Origin of the sequence: Bradyrhizobium cenepequi (assembly GCF_020329485.1) — a bacterium.
GTDB lineage: Bacteria > Pseudomonadota > Alphaproteobacteria > Rhizobiales > Xanthobacteraceae > Bradyrhizobium > Bradyrhizobium cenepequi.
The window spans coordinates 55,039-76,278 of record NZ_JAGKJI010000008.1 but is presented as its reverse complement, the minus strand read 5'-3'; the positions used below and the strand labels follow the sequence as shown (position 1 = coordinate 76,278).

15 protein-coding genes and 1 pseudogene are annotated in these 21,240 nt (G+C 59.7%); 10 read left to right on the top strand and 6 right to left on the bottom strand.

The annotated features are described in order from the left end of the window. The first annotated feature begins 322 nt into the window (after positions 1 to 322). Entirely contained in the window at positions 323 to 631 is a 309-nt protein-coding gene (locus tag J6497_RS12080) for a hypothetical protein (RefSeq protein ID WP_225704486.1), read from the top strand. Between the two features lie 179 nt (positions 632 to 810). Continuing rightward, the gene (locus J6497_RS12075) at positions 811 to 1,029 is read left to right on the top strand and encodes a hypothetical protein (protein ID WP_225704584.1); all 219 of its coding nucleotides are present in this window, start codon (positions 811 to 813) and stop codon (positions 1,027 to 1,029) included. Here J6497_RS12075 and J6497_RS41915 read toward each other — a convergent pair. After that, entirely contained in the window at positions 938 to 1,240 is a 303-nt protein-coding gene (locus J6497_RS41915; RefSeq protein WP_225704485.1) for an N-acetylmuramoyl-L-alanine amidase, read from the bottom strand. The genes J6497_RS12075 and J6497_RS41915 overlap by 92 nt on opposite strands. 405 nt (positions 1,241 to 1,645) lie before the next feature. On the opposite strand from J6497_RS41915, the gene J6497_RS12065 reads away from it, so the two are divergent. Further along, positions 1,646 to 2,386, top strand: coding sequence for an outer membrane protein (locus J6497_RS12065; RefSeq protein WP_225704484.1), 741 nt, complete (start codon positions 1,646 to 1,648; stop codon positions 2,384 to 2,386). 679 nt (positions 2,387 to 3,065) lie between these two features. On the opposite strand, the gene J6497_RS12060 is transcribed toward J6497_RS12065, so the two are convergent. After that, positions 3,066 to 4,136 (bottom strand): cytochrome-c peroxidase, encoded by a 1,071-nt coding sequence (locus J6497_RS12060; protein ID WP_376708198.1) that lies wholly within the window; start codon positions 4,134 to 4,136, stop codon positions 3,066 to 3,068. A gap of 1,836 nt (positions 4,137 to 5,972) precedes the next feature. Beyond that, entirely contained in the window at positions 5,973 to 6,698 is a 726-nt protein-coding gene (locus tag J6497_RS12055) for an autoinducer binding domain-containing protein (protein ID WP_225704573.1), read from the bottom strand. 335 nt (positions 6,699 to 7,033) lie between these two features. Between J6497_RS12055 and J6497_RS12050 the strand changes: the two genes are divergently transcribed. Beyond that, complete coding sequence (locus J6497_RS12050; protein WP_225704483.1) at positions 7,034 to 7,216, top strand: hypothetical protein; 183 nt, start codon at positions 7,034 to 7,036, stop codon at positions 7,214 to 7,216. 1,341 nt (positions 7,217 to 8,557) lie between these two features. On the opposite strand, the pseudogene J6497_RS12045 reads toward J6497_RS12050, so the two are convergent. After that, positions 8,558 to 9,931: pseudogene (locus tag J6497_RS12045) on the bottom strand (alpha,alpha-trehalose-phosphate synthase (UDP-forming)); the annotation flags it as partial. A 695-nt stretch (positions 9,932 to 10,626) separates the two neighbouring features. Continuing rightward, entirely contained in the window at positions 10,627 to 10,854 is a 228-nt protein-coding gene (locus tag J6497_RS12040; RefSeq protein WP_225704583.1) for a hypothetical protein, read from the bottom strand. On the opposite strand from J6497_RS12040, the gene J6497_RS12035 reads away from it, so the two are divergent. The 6 genes from J6497_RS12035 to J6497_RS12010 are packed head-to-tail and all read left to right on the top strand — an operon-like array spanning position 10,744 to position 18,765. Then, the gene (locus J6497_RS12035) at positions 10,744 to 13,773 is read left to right on the top strand and encodes a DUF2169 family type VI secretion system accessory protein (protein ID WP_225704572.1); all 3,030 of its coding nucleotides are present in this window, start codon (positions 10,744 to 10,746) and stop codon (positions 13,771 to 13,773) included. The genes J6497_RS12040 and J6497_RS12035 overlap by 111 nt on opposite strands. Continuing rightward, positions 13,763 to 14,839 carry a pentapeptide repeat-containing protein gene (locus tag J6497_RS12030; RefSeq protein ID WP_225704482.1) on the top strand — a complete coding sequence of 359 codons (1,077 nt, stop codon included), beginning with the start codon at positions 13,763 to 13,765 and terminating at the stop codon, positions 14,837 to 14,839. Before J6497_RS12035 ends, J6497_RS12030 begins: the two co-directional genes overlap by 11 nt. Before the next feature lie 3 nt (positions 14,840 to 14,842). Further along, positions 14,843 to 15,250 carry a DUF4150 domain-containing protein gene (locus tag J6497_RS12025; RefSeq protein WP_225704481.1) on the top strand — a complete coding sequence of 136 codons (408 nt, stop codon included), beginning with the start codon at positions 14,843 to 14,845 and terminating at the stop codon, positions 15,248 to 15,250. Between the two features lie 34 nt (positions 15,251 to 15,284). Next, positions 15,285 to 16,301, top strand: coding sequence for a hypothetical protein (locus tag J6497_RS12020; protein ID WP_225704480.1), 1,017 nt, complete (start codon positions 15,285 to 15,287; stop codon positions 16,299 to 16,301). A gap of 20 nt (positions 16,302 to 16,321) precedes the next feature. After that, complete coding sequence (locus J6497_RS12015) at positions 16,322 to 16,984, top strand: DUF3540 domain-containing protein (RefSeq protein ID WP_225704479.1); 663 nt, start codon at positions 16,322 to 16,324, stop codon at positions 16,982 to 16,984. 5 nt (positions 16,985 to 16,989) lie between these two features. After that, on the top strand, positions 16,990 to 18,765 hold the full coding sequence (locus J6497_RS12010) for a tetratricopeptide repeat protein (protein ID WP_225704478.1): 1,776 nt from the start codon (positions 16,990 to 16,992) through the stop codon (positions 18,763 to 18,765). Positions 18,766 to 18,985: 220 nt separating this feature from the next. Here the strand turns inward: J6497_RS12010 and J6497_RS12005 are convergent, their stop codons facing one another. After that, the gene (locus tag J6497_RS12005; protein ID WP_225704477.1) at positions 18,986 to 20,803 is read right to left on the bottom strand and encodes a hypothetical protein; all 1,818 of its coding nucleotides are present in this window, start codon (positions 20,801 to 20,803) and stop codon (positions 18,986 to 18,988) included. Between the last annotated feature and the right edge of the window lie 437 nt (positions 20,804 to 21,240).

The window sequence follows — 21,240 nt, the reverse complement described above, 5'->3', positions numbered from 1 at the left end:
AATCGATCGTGTATTTCGAAACTTTCGGCAAATGATCGATACTGACAATTCGATTTCCCCTTGCGTTCGGGGTGCGCTGCACGCTTTGCTCGATGAGGATCTTGTTTTGGCGAGGGCGAGAGTTCTCGACCATACTACGAAGAAGGAGACGCAACGACGATGAGCATCCCAGCGGCGGTTTCAGGTGCTGAGGCCTTTGCCATTGCCGAGGAGCGGTTCGCGTACGCTCGGGCGGTAGTTGACGCTCATCCCGACTTGCCGCTGAAGGTTCGCGACCTCGCGCCGGAGTTCAGCATGCGGATCATCCCGCGATCGGGGCGTCATGACGCGCTCCCGGGCGCGCCCGCACTCGCCCAAGATCGAGGACATCGCGCGAAAGCTCGATATGGTGGTGGCGGAGGTCGCGTTGCTGCGCATGCAGCTCGCCGCGAACGGCATTATAGCGCCCCCACCTTCCGATGGGGACTACATCAATATTCAGCTGTTCGCGGAGATCAATCACTCGAGCCCCGAGGCGGTGCTCTCCCGCATTCGGCTGGGGAAGCCACATGCCGAGCAGCGCGGCGGTCGCTGGTGGGTGAAAAAGCACAATTTGCGCGGTTTAGCCGTGCATCAACCTGAGACGATATAGGCAAATCATGGAAAGGGTTTCACAAATCGAGGCGGAGCTTCGACAGATGGCAGCAGTGTATGCTCGCAAAAGGCGTGCGCTTGCCAAGTTGCAAGAGGCGTACTGTAGCAAACTGAACGAGTTGAACGAGGCCAAGGCGGCGCGCGACCGACACAGCGCCGCTGAGACCGGCGAAAGAGATGATCATCACCGACGCCGGCGCTGCGATCGACGCGAATCCTGATTTGCCACCGGAAGTCCGCGATGCGACGTACAGGCCGCTCGATGATCTGCGCCTCAACGTCAGCCGGCTTTTATCCGGCATGATTAAACGACCCATGCAGGTCTCAATGCCTGTGCAAAGGGTGGGCGCGATGACGGGCCGACTGCAAGAGCGTCATCGGCTGCATTCGACATGAAGCCCATTTCGACTAGAACACTCGGCGCATCGAAAGAACGCAGCACAGCAACGTTGGCTCGACGCTTCGGGTTGCGGAGCATCAAAACATGCTCTGAAAGAGTTCGGACGAGACCCCTTCGCAGTTGAATGTAAAAATGACGCGTCTCCCGCTCGGCAAAGCTTGCCAGAATATTCGCAATGTCAGGAGAATATTTCAGGTATTCCTCCATGGCGGTGGGATCGACACTATTCTCTAGCCGCGCCAGCTCATCACACTGTCGATCCGATGGTTCGAGAGATAAGGTGCAGACGCTTGCGCCTCAGATCGGCTTGATCGGGTAAGGCGTCCGCATGCAGCGAAACGAAGATACTCGTGGCAACGCCGCCTATATCAGCGAGCTGCGATTCAAACCGCTTCGCGCGGACGTTGGCATTGACGCGCACGCTTCCAGATCCGATACGCGATCGACGCTTGTGTTGTGTAACGTTGGTCATGTTTTGCAAGCCTACAACCTGACGCCACGTGCGATTCAAGGACTTCTTCTGAACTGAGTGTTGCGCAGCAGGTACAGCATTTTGCCACGTCGCTGTTAAGACGCGGGCGGCGTGGGGGACATCTAAAGGAACGCACTCGAATGAAAAACTTGTTGCTTCTGACGGCGAGCATGCTCGCACTTGGCGCAGTCGCGCCCGCATTCGGCGCTGATCTGGCTGAACAGCCGGTCTACACCAAGGCGCCGTCGCCACCACCGCCGGCAACAGTCGCGATCTACGATTGGACCGGTTTCTATATCGGTGCAAACGGTGGTTTAGGGTTGGGCCATAGCTCCTGGGATTTCGGAGGAGTCACGCCTGAGGGCTCCCACGATCCTAGCGGTGGCACTTTGGGCGGTCAGATCGGCTACCGCTGGCAATCCGGGCCGTTTGTGTTCGGTATCGAAGGCCAGGGCAATTGGGCTGACTTCAGCGGCTCCAATGTCAGCCTCGCCTTCCCAGCTGACCTCAACCGCACCAAGACCGATGCGTTCGGCTTGCTCACTGGTCAGATCGGCTACGCTTTCAACAACACATTGCTTTACGTCAAGGGCGGTGCCGCGGTGACGAGCAACACATATCAGGTCAACTCCGCCGGGGCGCTGCTGGCGAGCACAGACAGCCTGCGTTGGGGCGGCACGGTAGGCGTTGGCGTGGAAGTCGGTTTTGCACCCAACTGGTCGCTCGGCGTCGAGTACGACCACCTGTTTAGGCAAGAAGGCAACGTGAACTTCGCCTCTGCGACTGGTGCTGCAGGCACCGATCGTATCAACCAGGATTTCGATCTCCTGACTGCGCGGATCAACTACAAGTTTAGCGGCCCGCTGACTTTCAGATACTGATCTGTTCGCGCCTGAAGGGCAGATCGACAGCCCCGGCCTCGGCCGGGGCTCATTCTCGAGCCATACCTCTGCTCCGCAACGGTCACCTATGCACCGTGTTTTCCGGGAGTGCCGCCTCTCATTTCCGTCCCGCTCTGCCCGGCGAGCCCTCGTCGGCGTACCATGTTCGAGATGACCACTACCCAACGCGAGCGGCCAAAATGGGAATGGCGTCTCCTCTGGCCGACGGCGCCGGCACAATGGTGATGCACGCAGCGCAGCCGGCAGGAATGCCAGCCCCGTTTCAATTGTGCCTCCCTCGTTCAGCAAAGCCCCGGTTACTTGCGCATCTCGCGCTTGGAAGCTCGGATCAGGTTTCAGATTCACTCGCGCGGCCGTATCACCAATGGTCTAAAGCGCGATGACTTTTCTTCGAATCGTCATCCCGCTTCAGCTCTTTGTTTGAGCATGATCTTTTCGGAAAACCGGTATCCACTTTTCCGGATCATGCTGTAGTATTGCTCGGGCTCGGTGTCTGCCGGATTAAGCGAACCCCGCCGCAGTACAGAACGCGCCCGTGGGACCGATAGTTGAACTTCTCATTTCCCATCGGCGCTGCGGCTTCATGAGTTGTCGACGCCAGAAGCCCGCGCCGCATTTGCAAGGTATTTAACAACGCGCAATGCCGCTACAGTGCATGCTATCTGCCTAACGAGGGCGGCGGCGTCCCGTCGGTCCGCGTCGGCAGTATCGGATAATCGATCTTAGGCTGCTGCCCGGTCAGCGAATTTAGAAACGCCACGATATCGTTCTCTTCGTCGTCGCTAAATTTGGCGCCGAGTTGGACTTTGGCCATCACGCCAACCGCCTGCTTAAGGCTCCACGCCTTTCCCGAATGGAAGTATGGAGCTCGCAATGCGACGTTGCGCAATGGCGCGGCGCGGAAGACGTATTCGTCGCCGGGTGCCTTGGTGACCTCGAACCGGCCCTTGTCGGTGGCCGGAAGCAGGTTTGTGCCCGGCCTTTCGACCACACCAAACGGGAAGTAGTCCTGTCCACCGACGTTGATCCCGTTGTGACAAGAGGAGCATCCCTTTTCCAGGAATAGCTTCAATCCTGCCTTTTGCTGATCATTGAGAGCGGTCGTATCGCCTTCCAGGTACTGGTCGAAGGGAGCAGCGGGCGTAATGAGAGTGGCTTCAAAAGCCTCAATAGCCTTCGTGACGTTGTCGAAGGTGACCGGAGAGGCCTCGTTCGGGAATGCCTTCTTGAACATGAGGACATAGTCGCTCATCGAATTTAGCGTGTTGATCACGTGATCTGGGGTCGCGTTCATTTCGACACTCGCCTGCACGGGTCCCTTGGCTTGCGCCTTGAGGTCTGCCGCGCGTCCATCCCAGAACTGTGCCAGGTTGAACACCGCGTTGTAGACGGTTGGCGCCCGACGCGGTCCCCGCTGCCAGCCGTGACCGACCGACGTTGGACCGGCATCAACACCGCCCGTGCCAAGATTATGGCAGGTGTTGCAACTAATGATCTCGCTGGCGGACAGCCGCGGATCGAAAAACAGCATCTTGCCGAGTTCGACCTTCTCGTGAGTGATCGGGTTGTCCTTCACTGCCGGAATGACCGAGGGGATCGGTTTGAATATCTGTCTAGCGGCTCTCATCAAATCATCATCCGCGCCAGATACCGATGAGGCAAGCATCGTTACGGCAGCAACAAATGACTTGCGCACAAGACGAAGTTCCCGCATCTCTGACTTCTCCATGTAGGTCTCACGCACCACGTTGATGCTCCAGAATGTTGCTCGAGGGACACAAGGCCGCGACCGGCACCCGATCGCCGAGCTCCACGCCGCTACTCTTGCGGTACTTCAATCGAGGTCCTCACCACTGCCGGCGCCCGCTGTGGAGCCCTAAATCGTGCCCTTTGCTTGGCCATGTGGCACGGGTGGGGTCCGGTCCGGCTGGAATCGCTATAGCGCGACAATCTGGGTGGGACGCGCTTCCATCCTGATCGCCGCGCCGCAGGAATCGCCGCTAACGATCAGGATGCGGTGGTCCATTATGGCGGCTCGCTACAGTTCTGGGCGGTTGGTCGACTTGCAAATACGGAGCTTCGGTGACTCTGACGATGGTGCCGCTCTTGAAAAACGAACTCGGTTTCGCGTGCTAGTCGCCTGTTGCGGCCGGGGCGCCAGGTTTGGGTGGTGGTGGACTGCCCACGCTGCCTGATGAATGACCGGTCCGGGGCTCCACGTTTGAGTAGCGGTGCTTTCGGGTCCCGGCAGCTGAAGCAGCGGCCGGGTTTCCATGCTTAGGCGGCGGACGAGTGCCGACGCGTTCCGCAACAACCGAAATTGGTGCCAGTATGAGAGCTACGGCGATCAGCATGGAGAGCTTACTTTTTGACGTTAGTTTCTTCCAATGATGTCTCCTGACAACCTTCGGTCTGTAAAGTGCGACCTGTCTAGGCGAAGACATATTGCTCCGTCAACTATTCGCAAGGACGTGTTCTCCCGCAAGCCGGTTCTCTCTCAGGGCACTGGCCACCAAAGGAGGGTATCGCCCGTCTTGCGCGTCTGCCCTGCAGTCAATCCTGACTCAGTGTTGCTATCTCTTGTAGCAACCACCGTGCCAGTGGCGATCCGCACAAAACGTTCTGATCGGTTCTTCAATTGGAGCCCAGCGGATAGCATCTGTGTCTTAAACTCAGAAGCCGTGCGGTGTCGCGAGCCAGACAAGGCTCAGCCCTGGACTGGCCACGTACTACGACCTTTCGCTTCAGTCGCTTACCTGGTCGCTGGAACGGATACTGCTCGCGACGAAGCGGACTGATCGGGCGCGATTTGCGAAGCGCGACAATGCGATCGGTATCGAAGATTGAACGCTGTCCACCACCGTCGGCGTTCATTGTCGGCGGTGACGCTATCACCTGCGGGGCACTGCCTTTCATGGTCAAGATATCGAAACACATGACTTGGCGACGCCGGACGAGGATGGTGCGAAAGTGCCGACCGCGCGAGGATAGGCGTTTGACTGCCATTTACCGTCGTGTTCACGACAGCGACGGCTCGGTTAGGGACACAACCGAAGCGACGGTTCTCCTGCTGCGAACGCTCCTGCGCTAAAAACGTAATCCGATAATCTCGGGTCAGTTGCCACGGCCCGGATATTGCAATCTCGTCTGCGGAACAATGCACCGATTGTGACGGCCGGAGGGTCGAGAAGCCGGTGAAACGTGCTCGCGCTCGCGCAGCAGCGACAGTCTCACTATCGTCAAAGCGCCGGCAATTGCCATGACTCCAAGTGGTGCTGCACGAGGCGCAAGAGAGACTCCTCTTTTCACCAAGGAGAGGATGCTAGACTGCTCCGCCTTCAAAACGCGCAACACCGATGAGCATCCTGCCAACGCCCACGCCATAGCCGAGGAGCTAGTCGCCAGGGCTCGTATGCGCCATCCCCGCGGCACCTTCCAGAACTTGAGGACATTGCGAGACCTCAGATGTCGTGGTAGCCGACCTTACTTTGCTGCGAATGCGGCCCGCTCCGAACACGCTCCATTACCCGGCATAGGCGCTGGCAGGGCGATCGCCGCTTAGAACTCAAACAAGATTGAGGCGAATCGCCCTGACGATGGCCTGGGTACGGTTCGTCGTACCCAACTTTCGTATCGCGTTCTTAAGATGGAAATTGACTGTATTCTCGCTAACCCTCAGTATCATCCCGATTTCCCAGGACGATTTGCCTTCTGCTACCCACCGCAGGCAATCTTTTTCGCGCTCGGATATCGTAACTTTTCCGTTGCAGCTGATATCCGAGGGACGCGCGATCTCGGCAAATGCGACGTGGAAATGCCAAGCCAGTGCGTTGAGATGGCTCATACGATACTGAGGATCCGCATCGTCGAAGGGAGATGCAAAGGATACCACAGATACTCGGCCGAAGGGTCCAAATAGCGGTATGCTCATGCCATGCTTCAGACCTGCCTCTCTGGCTTCGTCGAGGACGACATGCTCGGCGGCTTGCAGCTGATATTGCTTGGCGAGTTCGTCCCACAGAAAGGGCCCCGGAAGCATTGGTGTCCGGCGAACCACTGGGTCAATGACATGGTAATTGCGGTCAAAATAGCGGTGGCACCAGTCTGCCGGGAAGTTCACGGTCACCGCGCGCGGTAGATACCCCTGGAGACGAGGCGGCTCCGCGAAGGTGAGTGCTCCATAAGCGACTTCACCGAAGCCCTCCTCGCTCGCACAGCTCACAAGAAGGTCGAACAGCGCTTTGATAGAGTTCGTTCGCTTCGCGCATTCGATGAAGCTAAAAAGATCCATGTGGCGCGTCAGGTGACCGGCCGAAAAGGCCGGCTTTGAGCCGTTCGATTGAGCGTGTGTTGAGGCTAGTTCCATTCCGCTTCACCTAAGCCTTTGGCTTCGCTCATCGTGCAGCCTGAACACTCGCGCGCTGCGGCACCCCCTTCCCGAATTGGTGGACCTTTCCCAGCGTGCGCCCAGAAGGAACGGGTGCGCCGAAACCCGCGCGGCACGCCGATCAAGCAGCGGAGGTGCAGCGGCCATCTAAACTCGAACAGCAGCCCATAACTGTCGCGCGAATAGCTTCATATTTGTCGGTGGATGGCTCGCGGAGGACGCCATGGATGCCCCATTTGATGCAGCTGTCGAGGCTGATCTCGACCTTGCACTTGTCCGTCGGCTCGCAGCAGCGCGGGGCGGGTTTTCACGAGAGAAGCAGCAGTTGCGGCGGCGGCGGTGTGCGCACGCACACTGATATGCGCATGACCAACATGGGCGAGGCAGCGGTTGTCGAGCAGATCCTGCTCGATGTACAGTGAGAAATCGACGCTCATGTTTCGGCCTCCGTACTTGGTATCCAGTGCGACGCGTCAGTTTCTTGTTCAGCTGTGATCTTTCCGAAACCAGGTGCCCGCTTTTCCGAATCGTGCGCGGGCGTACTAGGCCGGAGCGAATACGAAGGCGCTCCGGCCGAAGCATCTTCATGCCGCACTTGGCTACAGTTTCGGCGGCGGCATTACCGGCGCCAACCAAGATGGCGTCGCGTTTTACCTCGATCGTGATAACGTTCTCTAGCCCGCGATCCGGTTGCGCCAATGCAGCGGCAGACGCGCACAAAACGCGGGTGTCAGCGCTAAAATCAGCGCCGACGATCACTGCCGTACAGGACTCGGCGGCATCTGGAGTCCCATGGTGAGGACGGTGAGCTCGTCGCCGAACTCCTCGCTTAGCTCCGGTACTGCTCGCATCGCGAGCAGATCGTAGGAGCTGATAATGGTTCGCCTCCCCTTGACGCACGTAGTTGTTGCCCACGGGCCGCGCGCGGATTTGCGCGAAGTCGGAAGCCTGCTTGATGGAGACGATACCTTGCATGCGGTACTCCACAAGTTCCGAGAACCTGGGATGAGGACAGCAAGTCTCGTACCAGTTGCGGCGCTTCCCCAATCAGGCATGAACAGAAACGCTCGAGGAAATTGCGATCGATTGCGTCGCGTTAGGCGATCGCAGCAATTGCGACATTCGTTGGAAATGCAACACAGCCGTTTGCAGCGGCCACGACATTAAGTTGATATAGATCACGAAGAGCGCGGCCGAAAACGGGATGCGTGTCGCTCGCCTCATCTACGGCGAGAGCGGGCGCGTAAATCGAGGTGAGCAGCCCCCAGCGAAGCGGCCGTTGCAAGCACGACGGAGAGAGTTCATCCTTTACGTGTAGCTTGCTAGGTTTCCGACCCCTGTCGATCTTTTTGCGGGTTCCAGTCAAAGTGCGTTGTTCAGCCGCCTCTAGTTCGAGGGATGAGAATGACATCAATACCCAGCGGATTGTTTGGGGTCCCCTCCCTCTTCCCTGCCCCCAACTGCGCCGTGTAGGGCTGACCGTGGATGTAGAAATGTGTCGTCAGCTGGCAGGGCCTTGGGAGGGCGCCAATTCTGTTCAGTGCACCGAACAGGACGTCCGGGGCCGGTTGGGGACCGTGCTTCCAGCCCAAGTCGACGAGATGTCCAAAATCATTCGCTGGCAACCCGGCCCGTAGGTCGATTGCCGGATCTACAAATTGCCGTGGCTGGTCTAAGTGGCTCGAAGCGCCGGCCGAGTCGTCCTCGCCCCCCGATTGCCTTGAGCCACTGGGTGCGCCCAAATCCCGCGGAATGAACTCACTCGCGATCTTCTCTGGCCGGCTTTTCTTTAGCTCCGCCATGAAGTCTGAGGTCCATCGCTGGATGGGATAGTCTCGAAGTTTCTCCATCATCGCCGTCCAGCGTGAGCGGCGCTCGACGGGCGGCATCGAGAGCGCTCTCGAAAACGCGCGCACCATATTCACGACGTCGTTCGGATCAACGAGTAGCGCTCCGTCGAGCTCTTTGGCCGCGCCGGCAAATTTCGACAAGACCAGCACGCCTGGATCGTCCGGGTTTTGCGCAGCGACATATTCTTTCGCCACCAGATTCATGCCGTCACGCAACGGCGTAACCACGGCAATCTTCGCCGTCCGGTAGAGGACCGCGAGCTCAGCCTGGCTGAAGCCGTCCTCGTGATAACTGATCGGGGTCCATTTGTCCTTGCAATGGCGGCCGTTGACCTCCCGGACGAGACCGCGGATATGGTCCTGCAGATTGCGGTAGGTCTCGATGGCGCTGCGCGACGGATTGGCGATCTGCAATAACGAGAGGCTGCCTACGAAACGCGGCTCTTTGGTCCACAGGTGATCGAAGGCGCAAATGCGCTTGTCGAGGCCCTTGCTGTAATCGATCCGGTCGACGCCGATCGCAAGACTCTGGCTATCGAGCGTGCTCAGTAGCCGCGAGACCCTGGGGGCGAAGCTTGCTTTTGCATCTTTTGCGAACTTGTCCACATCGATCCCGATCGGAAACACCCGGCATCGCGTCCGGCTGTGGCCCCAGATAACAACACCATCCTCGATGGTCAGTCCCAGATCGGTACCGACATAGTCTAGAAAATGCTGCCGGCTCTCCCCGGTCTGGAAGCCGATCAGGTCGTAATCGAGCATCGCCTCGATCAGTTCGCGATGATGCGGCACCTTCCGCATCGCCGCAGGCTCCGGCCATGGCGTGTGCAGGAAGAAACCGATCGGCTGGCCGATGCCGACGTTCCGCAGCTCAGCGCCGAGCGCAAGGAAGTGATAATCATGCACCCAGAACGCGGCCGGCTCTTTGAACTTGCGCAGCTTGCGCGCCGTGACGGCATTGACCTCGCGATAGCTGGCATAATCTCGCTCCGAGACCTTGATCAGGTCGGGGCGCGAATGCAAGGCATGCCACAGTGCCGAATTGGCAAACCCCTCATAGTAACCGCGATATAGTTCGTCAGGCAGATCCAGACTCACAAGCTTGCCTCTGCCGAGCATCTCGGCAGATGGTTCGTTCTGATGGCCGTCGCCCTCTAGGCCCAAGAGCCCTACCCAAATAGCTCCGGATTGTTCCACCACGGGGAGCAGCGCCGCGGCAAGGCCGCCTGTTATTGGTTCATTAGCTTTGCCGCGCGCAACGCGATTCGAAACGACGACAAGGGTCACAAGTCATCCTTTCCCTCTATTGTCCGGTTACCTTGTTCATCGTATGGCTTGATCATTGTTCAACCAACGAAACCAGCAGGCGCACGTAGGAATTCAGCTTTTTCGCTGGAAACAAACAATTCGATCAAGGATGCTTTGCACGCACGCTGCGCGGGTGCGGGCCTGCGGCGAGATAGTGAGACTCTCACATGAGCTCATCGCGAACTCTACTTAGCAAGCTTGATCTATCGGCCGGTGAACCGCGACCTGACGCCCGACCGGGATCAACGATTTCATGCGCGCGCTTCGTCGACTGCTATCGACAAGACCAACGTGTCGGTTTGATACGGCGCCGCACAACCTCTTTGCGACCCGGCAAATAAATCTGGCCACGCCAAAGCCAGCGTACGAACAGCTCAGCATTTTCCCGAGCGAGCTTTCAAAAGGACAGCGGAGCACGGGTCTTGTGCCTGTAACCGGGCCGCGGAAGCCGTCGCGCAAGTAGGGTCGCGATTCTCGACGACATCGTCGCGAACCAAAATGTTGGAGTTCGGATCGGCCATGTACGATAACCCTGGCCGACTGACCGCCTCCCCAATTTGGTAGGTGAAAAGACGCGACCGCACAGGCGGGACGCACATCAGTTCGCAACTCTGTCACTCCGGAGACGTATGGTTAGGAAGCGAAACATTTGATCGCGTCGTCTGATGCCTGTTTTAATAAAGCCACGCACGCTGGGTCTGCTGAATAAATGCGAGCGCCGTCCTGCCGGGGCAAGCCTCGTCATTTCCGTTTTCGCGATGTTCGACCTCGCCAACCCAGACGCAGACCGTCTGGAAGGCGAGCAGGGACTTTGGTTGATGACCGCGAAGGAGCTTCCGCCTGGTAGCCCGCTCGACATCTGCATGCCCAAGCCGCAAGCCGAAGTGCTCATCGGCGGACATGCAGCGGCGCCTGAGGGACGACCGGTCCAGCGCATGATGTTAGGCTGGACGCTTGGACCGATGCAGAAGCAGCTTCTGGTGACGGGCGACCGTTATTGGCAGATGACCGCCTCCGGCTGGCGACCGACAGCTGCTCAACCATTCCGCCAAATGCCGCTAACGCGGCAACGCGCATTCGGCGGGCCCGGCTATGCCGCAAATCCTGCTGGCGCCGGCCACGACGCTCTTCGTCGCAGCATGGCGGGCGAGTTGGTAGCGCTGCCCAACGTGGAAAGCCCCGAGCACGCGATCCAGTTCATCGAAACCACGGCCCCGCCGGCGGCCTTCGGACCAATGGCGCTCGATGACAAGGAGCGGCTGCAATACGCCGGCACCTACGACACCGCTTGGCTGAAATCGGTCGCACCAGCATTGGCGAGCAATGCCGATCCGCGGCTCTTCCTGTTCGCACCGCCAGATCAGCGCATGCCCGGCTTTCTCTCCGGCGCAGAACCGTACGCGCTGCAGAACTTCTCCCCGGCGCATCCGCTGATTGAAGGTCGCCTGCCGGCCTTTCGCGTGCGCTGCTTCATCGGCTGGAGCGATGCAGCGCGTTGCGTAACGGAACTGCAGACGCAGATTGATACGCTATGGCTGTTCGCCGGTGCCTGCCGCGGCGTCATGATCTATCGTGCCACGATCGGCTTGGCGACACTGGACGGCAGCGACGTTGCCGACGTCATGGTCGCCTACGAGCGGCAGAGCGAACTAGCGCGGCCGTTGGATCATTATCTGAACGTTCGGCGGCTACGGCTCGACCCGACGACCGCCTCACGCTACGCCTTTTCAGAACACCAACTTGTACCCGAGCTTTCGACGGCTGAGCGCGCGCGGCGCGCGGCGCGGCGGCGCGAATTGGCCGAAGAGCGCGCAGCGCGCCAGCTGGCCTCCATGCGCTGGGCGCTCGATCAGGAACTCGCGCGCCTCGACCTTCCGCCCTCGCTGCGCCCTGCAATCGAAATTCCACCCATCGAGCCGTCGAGCATTCCGGAACTGTTGCCGGAAGAACTCGAGAGCGGCGAAATCGATTTAGCCGAGATTCTCGATGCTCTGGAGACGGTCCAAGCCAAAACCCAGTCCAACATCGACAGGATCGCCGCTCAAAATGAGCCCGTGCGCGGGGCCTATGAAAAGATTGCCAGCGGAAATGCCGCGTCGGCCGATATCGACGCCTTGTTTGCCGCGATCGGCGATAAGGACGCCGCGCAGTCGATTGACGCAAGCTTGGAGCAAGTTCTGCCTTTGCCGGTCCTGCCGCCGGAGGCTGATCCAGACGTCATGGACGATCTCGAAGCCAAGCTCGCGCGGGCGAAGAACTGGCGTGGCGAGATCCTTGGCGCGGCAACGATGCTGGTCGACGAGCAAGAACAATTCGAACTTGCGCATGCCCGCTTCTTTGGCTTGTCGGCTGGACGACCGCTCGAGCCGATACGCAAGGCCATGTCGGAAGATGCCTTTTCACTGCCCGATATTCCAGCGCTTCTGCTGCCGGAGGAAGCGCAAAGCGTCGAGCCCAACGCGCCGTCGCACCTGACGATTGACGACATAGTGGCGCAGATCGAGCGCCCCGGCACGCCTCCTGAAGCCGTGCAAGATTTGCGCACCGCGCTCACCGATGCCGAAGCGGCGCTCAGAAATGCCCTGCCTGGACTAGCTACCAACGGCCGAGCGCCCTTCGAGGCCTTGGCCGCGACCAACGAGTCGCCCATCGCCGTTACGCCCGACGCAGCGATGGCCGCGGCCACAAACGAAAATAAGCAAGCATTGGCCGCCCTGCAGACCGAGATCGATAAAGCAGAAGGTCAGCTGACGGCAGGCATGGCCGCGGCGAGGCTCGCCTCACCCAAGCCGCTCAAGCCTGAGACGGTGCTGGCGCCGGCTGTGGCGCGCGCGCTGGGCGAGCTTGTGGAGGAGGAGTACCGCCGCGGCGGTGTGCTTGCCGGTCGCGATTTGGCCGGCGCCGACCTCTCCGGGCGGCAATTCGCGAACGCGGACTTCTCGGGCGCCTTTCTCGAACGCACGAAGCTAAACGGGAGCAACCTCGCCGGTGCAAAACTGATGAAGGCCACGCTTGCCGGCGCGGCGCTCGTCAACGCTGATTTAAGCGCGACCGACCTCACTGAAGCCAACCTTGGTGAGAGCGACTGCCGCGGAACGCGTTTCTTGGACGGCCGGCTTGTGCGTACCAATGTTCTCGGCGCGCGCATGGTGGGCGCGTCCTTTGACCGAGCGCAGCTCGCCGACCTGCAATTCTTGCGTGTGCCGATGATCGGGGCTACGTTCCGCTCTGCGCAGCTGCGTCAATGCTGTTTCATTCAAGTCGCCCTCGATAACAGCCTATGGCAAGGTGCCGTTCTCAAGCGTGCCCAATTCATGGACTTATCGCTGTCCGGTGCGGCCTTTGCCGGCGCGCGCCTCGAGCAAACCTGCTTCCTGAAGGTGGCAGCGCCGCAACTCGATCTCAACACTTCGCAATTCGACCAAGTCGCTTTCATCGGCGATATCGACCTGCGTGATGCCCGCTTCGATCGCAGCAGCGGTCACGCGCTCTCCTTTCAGGGCGCCGACATCAGCGGTGGCGACTTCAGCATGGCTCAGCTCAACGGTATCTATTTCGGCAAGTCGGCTCTGTCGCGTGCGAACTTCCGAATGACCTCGCTGAAAGGTGCGGTCTTGTCCGGCAACGATCTGCGCGGCGCCGACTTCTACGCTGCCAACCTGCTCGAGGCGCATCTCAACCAGACCAACCTCGCCGGCGCCAGTCTGCGCCATGCGAATCTCTACGGTGCCGACCTGATGGACTCGGCATTGGTCGCCGCGGATTTGAGCAACGCCAATATCAATCGCACGATCCTGATGGTCCCACGCCATGTCAATTGATCTCCTGTTACAATCGATCGCCCACCGCTTTCCGGTACGCGACGCAAACCTCGATGGCGAGACACTGTCTGGACTGGCCCTGAACCACGGCGTGGTGCTGCGCTCCTCCTTCCGCCACAGCGACTTCACAGGGGCCGCTCTGACTGGCATGGTGTTTCAGAACTGCGACTTTAGCGCCGCGTGCTTTGCCGGCGCGTCCTTCGAAAAGTGCACATTCGTTAAGTGCCGCGCTGGTGACTCCGACTGGCGAGGGGCGACCTTCGCCCGGTCTAGCTTCGTGGAATCGGATCTCGGCCGAAGCAACCTCAGCGACACGCGGTTCACCCAAACGACAGCGATGCGCTGCGTCTTGGCGTGCTGCATCCTGCGCGGCGCCACTCTGTCACAAAGCGCCATCATGGACTGCGAGCTCACCGATCTTGTGCTCGATGGCGCCACGCTGTTGAACGCCGCCATCACGGAGGCCGATTTGCGTAGTGCGCAGTTAACAGGAATGCGATGCGACACCATCCTGCTCTCCGAATGTGATCTGTCGGAACGGGACCTCAGGGGCTTGTTGCTAGCGCGAGCGAATTTGAGCGGTGCCAAGCTGAACCGCGCCAACTTGTCCGGAGTCGACCTCTCGGGCTCGATCTTGGCGGGCGCCAGCCTCTTGGGAGCCGACCTCTCGCACGCCACGGCTGTGAATACATTGTTTGCGAGGGCCGACCTGCGAGCGGCAAGGCTGCGCAGCACCGATTTGAAGCAATGCATCTTTCTGGACGCGCGCCTCGACGGCTGCGATCTCTCCGGCGCCAAATTGGGGATGACCGTGTTTACCCGTGCGTCGGCCAACGCCGTCTCGTTTGCCGGCGCCGACATGTCCTATGCCCTGATGCACCATACCAAAGTCGATGGCAGCGACTTCTCGGGCACGCGCTTTCTGCGCACTGATTTTCATTGCGCGTCAACCGAAGGCAGCCTGTTCCTGGCCAAGCACGGTAGCGTCCTGCAAACTGTGCCTGAACGCGCTGTCGCGGAGCTCTACGACACAACCCGTGTCATTCCTTTCAACGGAGGGTGCTAAACCATGTCCTATGTCAATTCCAATGGCCCGATGGTGGCGGAGGATCACGCCTTCCCCGACGTGTGCAACACGCCGGCCGGTCCTGCCGTGACGCCAAATCCCTATCCAAACGTCAACATGAGCACCATGGCCAATCCGACGCAGTCTCGTTTCCTTATCATGAGTATGCCAGCGCACAACATGACGACGGAACGATCGATGTCGAGTGGCGACAACGCTGGTGTCAACCTCGGCGTCATGTCCGGCACAGTCATGGGTCCGGGCCGCGCCAAAACCGGATCGGACAATTTGTTCATCGGAGGGCCACCGGCAACCAAGATGGGAATGCCGACCAAGCAGAACGGCACCAGCCCGAACGCGTTCGGAACCTCGACGTCGCCGTCTCAAATCCGATTGATGGCGCAGCGCTAAGGCGCCGAGAGGTCAAACGATTGAGGAGCTCCCTATGCCGAATGCCTACACGCGATTTTCCGTTCCGGACACAACGGGCTCTGCCCTGCCCGATTCAAGCTATCTGCGCCTCGGCGCTTATTCGAGCGATGAGTCGACGCTTGTAACTGGCCTCGAGACAAGTAGCAGCCAAAGCTCGGTCAAGAGTATCAAGGCTGAGTCGGACGCGCATAAGGCCGGCGTGTTCAGCACGCTCGGTCAAAAAATGGAAGAGGTCACGACCACGCAGACCAGCATGCGCAAGACCGACAACGCTGGCGTACTTGTCTACACCAACAAGGACTTTCAGACGAACGTCAAAGGCGCAGCGCTGACGAAAATCGGTCTCGGCGACACCACTGAGGTCAACAGTGGCGACGCGAAATATACCGTCTCGAAGGGCACCTATGAGATCTCGGCGGAGAATGGGGTATCGATCCGCGCCGGCGCCAACGGCACGCCTGCCAACATCAGCCTGACCGCCTCGGGCTACATCAATCAGACCGCCTACGGCCCGTTGTCGGAGGTCACCCATGGCCGTTCGGAAAAGCGTACGGTAGGAGAAGCAATGGAATTTTTCTGCGGCGCCAAGCTCTCCTGCATGATTGGCGCAACCGTCTCGCTGTTCGTCAGCGGGGCGGTCTGCGCCAAGCTCGGCTACGATCTTTCAATCAGCCTTGGCGGCAACTGCGCAATCAGCTTCGGTTCTGCAAATACCCTGACAGTCGGTAACGAGTTCAGGATGGTGAAGGGCAATCTTACCAGGAACGTCCAGGGATCTAACGTGCAGATCGTCAGTGGAACTGACGCCAAGTATGCCAAAAACTACTTCAAGAAGATTTCCGGGGACGACGTGAAGTGGGTCGGTCTCGATGGAACGCGCTGCAAGAAAAAGGTGATGGTGGCAGAGTCTGAAACTACAAACGTCGAACTGAGCACCGAAAAGCGGAATATTGTGGACAGAACCTGCGAACTTTTCACCGAAACGGGCAACCGTACGACGAAAACATGGGATCAGGTGCTGTACATGTAGGCTGCTGCAGAAGTGCAACAATGACAATGACTGTCCGTGCCACAAGGGCCGATCTCTTGATGACAACCGAGCGCTTGCTTGGCCCTGGACATCACATCGCCCGTATCGTGTCAATCGATTACGATGGCGCGACGGCGGAGGTCGAAGTCGGTGGCGCTCGTCATGCGGCGGCGCTGGCTGTCGGCTGCCTGATTCGACCGATTCCACGGGACCTCGTGCTGCTCTTCTGCGATTGCGATGCGAGGCAAGCCTTCGTCCTGACCGTGCTCGAGCGGGCGGACTCTAATCGGTGCGTGATCGCCTTACCCGGACGTGGCCCTATGTGCATCGAGGGCGAGACCATTGCCATCGCCGTGCGCCAGCGCCTGTCCTTGCGCGCCGAGAGTGTCGATCTGCAGGCCAAGCTGTTCGCCGTGGTCGCAGACAAGGCGACCTGGATCGGCAAGCTCTACAGTTTGATCGCGGACCGTTTCCGCAGCTCGGCACGGATCCAGGAAGAAAGCGCCGATTCGCTTACGATAAACGCGGTCGAACGTATCGCCGTGATCGACCGTATCGACTCACTGCAGACCGAAATGCAGGCGACCAAGGTCACCGGAATTGCCTCAGAAACCGCCCACAGCAAGGTCATCGCTGTGACGGAGGATCTCCGCCTCGACGGCAAACGCGTGACGGTCGCATAGCGAGCATGCTAACGACTGGCACTCGGGCCCCGACCCGGCAAGATATCCTTCGAACAGCGCAGGAGTTCATTACCGCCGGCCGTCTGGACGAGGCGGAGGCGCTCCTGGACGAGGTCAGCGTCGCAACGAACGATCCCGATACGCTCAATGCAAAGGCCACACTCGCGCTCGCGCGGCGGCGGACCGAGTTTGCGTTCGAGATGCTGGCAGAAGCGGCGACCGTTTATCCCGAGCACGCTGGCCTCGCCACCAACTTGGGTATCGCCCACCAATTGTTCCACCGCCTTGACGAGGCGGTCATCTGCCTCCAACGCGCGGCCGCCCTCGCCCCGCGCAACAGCGAGATCAAGCTTGCGCTCTCTCATGCCCTGCTGAGCCGCGGCGACGTTGCGGAAGCACGCGCGATTACGGAGGCAGCTGTGCAACAGGAGCCAGGCAATGCGCGCGCCGCTCTCCAACTCGGCACCATCGATCTCGCGTTAGGTGACCGTTCGTCCGCCGAGGTTGGCCTGCTCCGTGCGCTGGAGCTTGCGCCGGACGATCCCGATACGCTGCGCAATTTATCGGCGCTCATGCTCGAGCGCAGCCGCTTCGACGAGGCGCTCAATCTCGCGGAACGCGCGCATCTGCGCGCCCCGCTCGATACAGCCGGCCTGTTGCATCTGGCCTATTGCCATGCGGCGACCGGACAGTGGCCGCAAGCGGAGGGCAGTTGCAAGAGGTTGCTCGCCTATGCGCCGGCCCATCTCGGCGCGCGCGAACTCTTGGCCCGCGTCATGATTGCCAAGGGCGAGGTGGATCGGGCTATTGCGGAGTTCACGCGATTCGTACGCGCGCGCAAATCTGACCCTTCCGCCGCTCTGGGCCTGGCGCGCATCCTGCAGCTTGTCGGCCGGTTTGATGAAGCCCTGGCGCTCGCCAGCTATGTCGCAGATACGCGACCCGACGACGAGACCGCCAAGTCTTTGAAGTCGACACTTGAACTGACGCTCGGTCGCTTTCCGACGCCAGAGGCAGGCGCTCCGGCGCTCGTGACGCGGGTCGTCGTACCTGCGACAACCGGCGCACTCGAATTCGTGGCACTCGTTCGTCTCCTGCGTCAGCTGGCGAGCCAGCAAGTTGTGCGAGTGGTCGCGGAACCACATTACCAAGCTCTTCTTACCAGCCTGGCTGAGCAGGTCATTCCGGACGAGCCGAGGTCAAAGCTCTCCGCAACGCCGCTGCAATCGTTATTGCGCATGCTGGCGACCGACGCCCGAAACATTGCCGATGGCATTCCCTACTTGCGCCCCGAGGCCAAGCTCGTCGCCAAATGGCGGGATGCCCTAGCAGCGTTCGCAAGGCCTTTGGTGGGCATTGTATGGGAGGGCGGCGCTCTCGGCCTATCGATGGAGCAGATCGCCGCTGTGGTTCCCCACTCCGTGACGCCGATCAGTTTGATGGCCGACGCGCAACGGCATGACATGAAGCGATGGAGCCGTCCGATCGATGCTGGTGCGCATATCAAGTGCCCTGCGGAATTGATCGCAGCGATCGCCAATCTCGATGCGGTGGTTGGCCCCGACAGCTTCGCCATCCATATCGCCGGGGCGCTCGGCGTTCCGGGCGTCGTCTTCGTGCCGCGCGGTTATCCTTGGTACTGGGCTCAGGCCGACGGAAAGCCATTGTGGTACCCATCATTCGAAGTCGTCGTGCAGGAACGGCTCGGTGACTGGGCTGGAGCAATCAAGGAAGGTCAGCACCGGCTCGAGGCACTGCTACGCGCACCAACGATCGATTGAGCGGCGCGCTCCTACGATCACATCTGGAAGGCTACGTTTGCGGTAGCGTGGCGGCAGCTCGGTACGTCCGATGATGTAGACTCTCTGGGTTTGAGTTGAAGGGTCTTACGCCCCCAATTTCCCTCCGCGAGCGTCTTATATTATTCGCCCTTCGAAGCCACAGCCGGGCTGTGGACCAGTTACCCCTCTGGCGGCTGAGGTCCCAGCCCAAACGCGTCGTTCAGCGGGGTCGAGGTTGATGGATGAGATAAACGAAGCCGCTCTGCTGCGAGCCTAGGATCCGGTTCGGATCCCTTTCCCTCGTTCTGAACTCGGCCGTGTAGCGTTCACCATATATGAAGAGATCGATGCTTCGCCGGAACGGATTCGGCAGTTGGTCCCAGTTGCGTAATTCCATCAACAGGCGGCGTGGAGCCTCTTGGTCGCCATGGATCCAGTTCGGGCCGACGGCCGCTCGGAAATCATTTAACTCGCGATATGTTGCTGAACCGCCGGGCGCTGAGGAGGGCTCGCGAACCCTGGCAGAGGAGGATGCCTCTCCCGCGGACGGCGGGAAGGCTTGGAGGCGCTCCCCTGCTGATCCAAGTTGAGGGCTGAGAACGATTTTATCGCCCAGCGGATTATTGGGGGTTCGCTCCGCTCTCCCAGGCTCCATTTGCGCCCTGTAGGGCCGACCACGGATGTACACATCTGTCGACTGAAACTGCTTCAGCCGGACGCCGCTTCTGTTCAGCGCGCTAATCAGGGACTCCGGGGCCGATTGGCGGCCGTGGCTCCAGCCCAAGCCAACGCTATGTCCGAGCTCCGGCACCGACCACGGAGCGGCGAAACCTTGGGACAACTCCGCAGCCCAGCTGGCCGACGATGGCCGGGCGACGTCCGGCGGAGTCGAGCTCGGGAATTCTGGCTCATCGGCAGGCTGCTCCTGCCTCGTGCCGGGGTGCGGAGCGCCCACACGAGCTGTCGTCCCTCCTTGCTCGCACCAAAAGTCCCGAAGCTTGGTCAACGCAGTGATAATCGTTTGGTGATCTTTGTATACATCTCTAAACGCTTTAGCATCTTCCATCAGCTGATCGTCGTACAGTCGGTCAGCGATAGGCCGTTTGTTCTCGCTGTCGTGAAGCCAGTCACTGAACTTGCGAAGTGCCGTTGAGTAGATCTGGATGGTCACCGGCTGCAGATTCAAGTTTAGTGTTGTCCTGAATTTGAAAATGAGATCCTCGTCCTCAGCATATTTCGCTTCGAGATAGCGGCTACCGTGCGCACGGGGAGTCACGGCCCTTTCCGCAGCGCCCTCCCCGACGTTCGGCGTCGGGGCGCCGAACGTCGAGGAAGACGCAGCCTTGGCAGGCGATGCCCTGGCGATTTGCCGCGAACTGCCTTCCGCGGGCCGTCCCGTTTGCTCACGCACCGATTCCCTAAGCATCGTCAACGCGGCTTGGATCATGTTATCCACAACCTTAAACGCGTTAGCATCTAACGTCAGCCCATCGCCATGGAGTCGGCGAGCTATAGGCTCCTTCTTGCTGTCGTGGAGCCAGTCACTAAACCTACGAAGAGACGCTGCGTACTGCCGAACCGTCAAAGGCCGCACCGCCAAGTTCGATATTGTCCTGAACTTGGAAATAAGCTCGTCGTCTTCTGCACACTTCGCTTCCAAATAGCCGCCCGCGTGGGGGCGGCGAGTCACCACGCTTCCGGCAGCAGTCTCCCAAACGTTCGGCGCCGGCGCGATGAAGATCGAGGAAGACGCAGCGTTGACAGCCGACGATGTCTCGGGGATTTGCTCCATACTCTGTTCCGCGGCGGACCAACCCGGTTGCTCGATCTCCTCCGAGCGACTGAGTTTTTGCTTTTTGTGCGGTGGACTGCCCGTCATAATACATCCCGATGCAGGCTCGAATGCATTGCTCAGTGTTGCTGCCACCTCAATAGCAACCTTCATACCAGCGGCGTTCGCCCGATTTGAGCAGCTGACCAAGCTTTCGAGCATTTGCACGCGGCAGACGGCCGCAGCTGTCTTGAACCCGACGGGCATTATTTATACGCGTGTCAGAAAGCAAGGATCAACGGTCGTTCGGCGCAAGAAACACTCGTTTCAGGCGACTGTCGCGGCATCCGGCGAAACGGCATTTACTAGCCTCAATCACAGGCCCGTCAGGCTCGATGCGAGGAGAATGACAATTCAGTTCGGGCGTCGAAACAGGGCCGCTAACCAACGATGGGTACTCGTCGACGATGATGAAATCACCCGCGCCGGCCACAGGTCCAAGTCGACTGGGTCACGCGCCTGTTGCGAAGAAAAGGAAGGTCATTCGTGCGCTCTCAGGTGCGGTGGAGGGATGCGCTGTGTTTCTCGCGGCGCACGGGTTCAAGGGAAGGACTTCTACCTGCATTCAGCCAATCAGTGTTGCTGCATCTCAATAGCAATGGCCGTGCCAATGGCGTCTCCTCATTCAGGCTATGAATTAGGTT

Coding starts and splice junctions, on each gene's coding strand:
- J6497_RS12080 (WP_225704486.1), top strand. CDS start 323: ATGACGCGCTCCCGGGCGCGCCCGCACTCGCCCAAGATCGAGGACATC.
- J6497_RS12075 (WP_225704584.1), top strand. CDS start 811: ATGATCATCACCGACGCCGGCGCTGCGATCGACGCGAATCCTGATTTG.
- J6497_RS41915 (WP_225704485.1), bottom strand. CDS start 1,240: ATGGAGGAATACCTGAAATATTCTCCTGACATTGCGAATATTCTGGCA.
- J6497_RS12065 (WP_225704484.1), top strand. CDS start 1,646: ATGAAAAACTTGTTGCTTCTGACGGCGAGCATGCTCGCACTTGGCGCA.
- J6497_RS12060 (WP_376708198.1), bottom strand. CDS start 4,136: ATGGAGAAGTCAGAGATGCGGGAACTTCGTCTTGTGCGCAAGTCATTT.
- J6497_RS12055 (WP_225704573.1), bottom strand. CDS start 6,698: ATGGATCTTTTTAGCTTCATCGAATGCGCGAAGCGAACGAACTCTATC.
- J6497_RS12050 (WP_225704483.1), top strand. CDS start 7,034: ATGCAGCTGTCGAGGCTGATCTCGACCTTGCACTTGTCCGTCGGCTCG.
- J6497_RS12040 (WP_225704583.1), bottom strand. CDS start 10,854: ATGTCCGCCGATGAGCACTTCGGCTTGCGGCTTGGGCATGCAGATGTC.
- J6497_RS12030 (WP_225704482.1), top strand. CDS start 13,763: ATGTCAATTGATCTCCTGTTACAATCGATCGCCCACCGCTTTCCGGTA.
- J6497_RS12025 (WP_225704481.1), top strand. CDS start 14,843: ATGTCCTATGTCAATTCCAATGGCCCGATGGTGGCGGAGGATCACGCC.
- J6497_RS12020 (WP_225704480.1), top strand. CDS start 15,285: ATGCCGAATGCCTACACGCGATTTTCCGTTCCGGACACAACGGGCTCT.
- J6497_RS12015 (WP_225704479.1), top strand. CDS start 16,322: ATGACAATGACTGTCCGTGCCACAAGGGCCGATCTCTTGATGACAACC.
- J6497_RS12010 (WP_225704478.1), top strand. CDS start 16,990: ATGCTAACGACTGGCACTCGGGCCCCGACCCGGCAAGATATCCTTCGA.
- J6497_RS12005 (WP_225704477.1), bottom strand. CDS start 20,803: ATGCCCGTCGGGTTCAAGACAGCTGCGGCCGTCTGCCGCGTGCAAATG.